The 3,729-nt window shown below is 64.7% G+C and carries 6 protein-coding genes; all 6 read left to right on the top strand.

The features are described 5' to 3' along the window. Window positions 1-133 (top strand): flagella basal body P-ring formation protein FlgA (locus tag EN991_RS27365; RefSeq protein ID WP_206519259.1); only part of this gene is annotated, 133 nt, incomplete at its 5' end. Beyond that, window positions 130-1,371, top strand: a complete 1,242-nt coding sequence (locus EN991_RS27360; RefSeq protein WP_013529793.1) for a flagellar basal body P-ring protein FlgI — start codon at window positions 130-132, stop codon at window positions 1,369-1,371. The genes EN991_RS27365 and EN991_RS27360, both read left to right, overlap by 4 nt. A 3-nt stretch (window positions 1,372-1,374) precedes the next feature. Beyond that, entirely contained in the window at window positions 1,375-1,962 is a 588-nt protein-coding gene (locus EN991_RS27355) for a MotE family protein (RefSeq protein WP_164753689.1), read from the top strand. Next, window positions 1,959-2,666 carry a flagellar basal body L-ring protein FlgH gene (gene flgH, locus EN991_RS27350; RefSeq protein WP_127369921.1) on the top strand — a complete coding sequence of 236 codons (708 nt, stop codon included), beginning with the start codon at window positions 1,959-1,961 and terminating at the stop codon, window positions 2,664-2,666. The genes EN991_RS27355 and flgH overlap by 4 nt, the downstream gene beginning before the upstream one ends. Before the next feature lie 17 nt (window positions 2,667-2,683). Beyond that, the gene (locus EN991_RS27345; RefSeq protein WP_013529790.1) at window positions 2,684-3,178 is read left to right on the top strand and encodes a flagellar basal body-associated FliL family protein; all 495 of its coding nucleotides are present in this window, start codon (window positions 2,684-2,686) and stop codon (window positions 3,176-3,178) included. Then, window positions 3,175-3,729, top strand: a 555-nt coding sequence (locus tag EN991_RS27340; protein WP_127369920.1) for a flagellar biosynthetic protein FliP, incomplete at its 3' end; no start/stop codon positions are given. The genes EN991_RS27345 and EN991_RS27340, both read left to right, overlap by 4 nt.

Below are 3,729 nucleotides of genomic sequence, written 5' to 3'. Positions count from 1 at the left end.
GATCTCGGCGACCGCCGTAACGCTGCAACCAGGAGCCGCGGGCGACCTCGTCAAGGTTCGCAACATCGACAGCGGCAAAATCCTGTCCGGCACGGTGATGGCGGATGGAACCATCCAGGTCAGCGCTTCATGATGCGCGGGCTTACCTTGATCCTGGCAGCCGTGCTTGGCCTGCAGCCGGCGCTGGCCGACGGCCTGACGCCGAAGGCCAAGCGCGAGCTCGCCGCCAAGAATGGCGGCGTCTACAACGATCCCGAATATGATCCGGCCACCACAAGCCGCATGTTCCGGGTTTCGACCGGGCCGAGTTCGCTGCCGCCGGGCCAGGTCGCCTCGCGTATCAAGGACATCGCCCAGCTGCAGAGTTCGCGCGACAATCAGCTCGTCGGCTACGGCCTGGTCATCGGCCTTGCCGGATCGGGCGACAGCCTGCGCAACTCGCCATTCACCGAACAGTCGATCCGCGCGATGCTCGAAAACCTCGGCATCGCCACCGAAGGCGGCAGCGCGCGCGCCAAGAATGTCGCCGCCGTCATCGTCACCGCCAACATGCCGCCCTACGTGCAGTCGGGCGCCCGCATCGACATCGACGTCTCCTCGATGGGCGACGCGACCTCGCTTTCCGGCGGCACGCTGATCATGACGCCGCTGAAGGCGGCGGACGGCGAAATCTATGCCGTCGGCCAGGGCTCGGTCATCGTGTCCGGCTTTACCGCGCAAGGACAGGCCGAGCAGCTGACGCAAGGCGTGCCGACCGCCGGCCGCGTGCCCAACGGCGCCATCGTGGAGCGTGCTGTCCAAGCCGAATTCGACGATCAGGCGATCCTGACGCTGCAGCTGCGCAATCCCGATTTCTCGACCGCTATCCGCATCGCGGATGCCATCAACGACTACACCGGCCAGCGCTTCGGCATGCGGGTGGCGGCCGAGCGCGATTCGCGCACCGTCCAGATCAGAAGGCCGAAGGGTGTCTCGGCGGCGCGCTTCTATGCCGAAATCGAGAATTTGGTGGTCGAATCCGACACGCCGGCCCGTGTCGTGATCGACGAGCGCACCGGCACCATCGTCATCGGCAATGACGTCAAGATCTCACGGGTCGCCATCAGCCACGGCACGCTCACCGTGCGCATCACCGAAGCGCCGCGCGTCGTGCAGCCCGAACCCTTCTCCAAGGGCGAGACCGCGATCGAACCGTTCACCGCCATCGACGCCAGCCGGCCCGACGCCCGCGTTGCCGTGCTTGACGGACCCGATCTCCAGACCCTCGTTTCCGGCCTCAACCGCCTCGGCGTCAAGCCGGACGGCATCATCGCCATTCTGCAGGGCATCAAGTCGGCCGGGGCCCTGCAGGCCGACCTGGTTCTGCAATAGGCGATGCCGATGAAGCGCTCCTTCCCACGCCACGACAGACACCGCAAAGCCGCGATCCTGCTTGCGACCGCTTTTCTCGCGGCTCTGCCCTTTGCCGGCGGCACCGCGCGCGGCGAGGAGACGTTCCGCCAGGTCCTGCCGGGAGCACAGGTGGCGGCGGCGCCGCAGCAACTGACACGGGAAAAGGCGCCGGACCAAAGCGAGATCGAGCGCTTCTGCTCAAACATCGCCGACGCCGCCCGCGACCGCCGCTATGTCCTGCAGGCGCAGGAACTGAAGCAGCTCCAGGCTGGCATTGACGAGCGCATGAAAGCTCTTGATGCAAAGAAAGCTGAATACGAGACCTGGCTGAAGCGGCGCGAGGTTTTCCTGGCCCGGGCCGAGGACGGCGTCGTCCAGATCTACGCCGGTATGAAACCCGACGCCGCCGCCGAGCGGCTGGCCATCGTCAACGCCGACCTGGCTGCGGCTATATTGATGAAGCTCGATTCACGCAAGGCGAGCGTCATCCTCAACGAAATGGACCAGAAGGCGGCGGCAACGCTCACCGGCATTATGGCCAGCGCAGCCCGAAGGGTAGATCCGTCATGATCCGGAAGATGCTTGTCCTGTGCGCGGTTACCATGCTGTCCGGTTGCGGAACCAACCTCAAGGAGGTCGGCAGAGAGCCGGCCCTGTCCCCGGTCGGCTCCGGCATCGATGGCGGCAGCACCGGCTCGCTCTATCGATATCCGCAAACGCCGCCAGTGCCGGTCAAGAAATTCTCGTTGTGGGACGACCGCCAGAGCCGGCTGTTCACCGACCCGCGGGCGTTGTCCCAGGGCGACATCCTGACGGTCAAGATCAAGATCAACGATCGCGCCAACTTCAAGAACCAGAACGACAGGAGCCGCACCGCCAATCGCAAGCTCGGTTATGACCTCAGCGCGCAGTGGGACAAGTGGAGCACCGCCGGCAAGGGCGCCGGGGCTCTCAGCTCCACCACCGACACGACGGCTGACGGCGAGATCAAGCGCTCGGAAACGCTTGAACTCAATGTCGCGGCGATCGTCACCGATGTGCTGCCCAACGGCAATCTGATGATCACCGGATCGCAGGAAGTGCGCGTCAATGCCGAGCTCAGGGTGCTGACGCTCGCCGGCATCGTGCGGCCGGCCGATATCGGCGCCGAAAACACCATCCCCTACGAACGCATCGCCGAGGCCCGCATCTCCTACGGCGGACGCGGTCGCATCACCGAGGTCCAGCAACCTGCCTACGGCCAGCAGATCCTCGACCAGGTTCTTCCGTTCTAGGATCGGGGCAGGGCGCCGTGGCAAATATTGAACAGGTTCAGCCGCGCAAGGGTCCCTCCCCTGTCATTCAGGCCGGCATGCTGCTGCTTGTGACGGCGGCCGCCATTGGCGTGGGCTGGATGTCCGGCGGTTATCTCAAGGGCGTCGGCGCACCGGCCTCGGTACCGGTCGCGCCTGAGAACGAAGGTAAGATCATGCAGCCCGCCGCAGCCGAGCAACCAGGCCTGGGCCCGATGCTTGTCGTGCTGGCGCCGATCACCACCAACATCGCCTCGCCTGCCGGCACCTGGATCAGGATGGAGGTGTCCGTCGTCTATGACGCGCCGCAGCCACAGGCAATGTCGGATGACATCCACCAAGATCTCCTGGCCCTGGTGCGCACGTTGAAGATGCATCAGATCGAGGGAGCCAGCGGCTACCAGCACCTGAAGGCCGACCTCGAAGAACGCGCCGCGATCCGCAGCCAGGGTCACGCCAAACAGGTACTCATCAGGACATTGCTGCTCGAATGAGAAAGTTCCTTCTCGCCACCGCCATGATCGCCGCCGCCACCTCCATCGCGGCGGCTCAGCAGCTCGATCTCGGCGGCATCGGCAAGGCTGACGGCACCACCGTCGGCTACATCATCCAGATGTTCGGCCTGCTGACTGTTCTGTCGGTCGCGCCGGGCCTGCTGATCATGGTGACCAGCTTCACCCGCTTCGTCATCGCCTTCTCGATCCTGCGCGCCGGCATCGGCCTGCAGTCGACACCGGCAAACCTCATCCTGATTTCGCTGTCGCTGTTCATGACCTTCTATGTCATGGCGCCGACCTTCGATCAGGCCTGGAACACCGGCGTCAAGCCGCTGATGGACAACCAGATCACCCAGACCGAAGCCTTCGACAAGATTTCCGATCCGTTCCGCACCTTCATGCTGCACAATGTGCGTGACAAGGATTTCGACCTCTTCGCCGATCTCGCCCGCGAGCGCGGCCAGACCGTTTCGCGCGACACCGTCGACCTGCGCATCCTGGTGCCCGCCTTCATGATCTCGGAGATCCGGCGCGGCTTCGAAATCGGC

The organism is Mesorhizobium sp. M7A.F.Ca.US.005.03.2.1, assembly GCF_003997795.1.
Taxonomy (GTDB): Bacteria; Pseudomonadota; Alphaproteobacteria; order Rhizobiales; family Rhizobiaceae; genus Mesorhizobium; species Mesorhizobium ciceri.
This window is presented reverse-complemented; position numbering and strand designations above follow the sequence as displayed.

Bases quoted from the DNA above. Each gene is read 5' to 3' on its own strand.
- EN991_RS27360 (WP_013529793.1), top strand. From the start codon at position 130: ATGATGCGCGGGCTTACCTTGATCCTGGCAGCCGTGCTTGGCCTGCAG.
- EN991_RS27355 (WP_164753689.1), top strand. From the start codon at position 1,375: ATGCCGATGAAGCGCTCCTTCCCACGCCACGACAGACACCGCAAAGCC.
- flgH (WP_127369921.1), top strand. From the start codon at position 1,959: ATGATCCGGAAGATGCTTGTCCTGTGCGCGGTTACCATGCTGTCCGGT.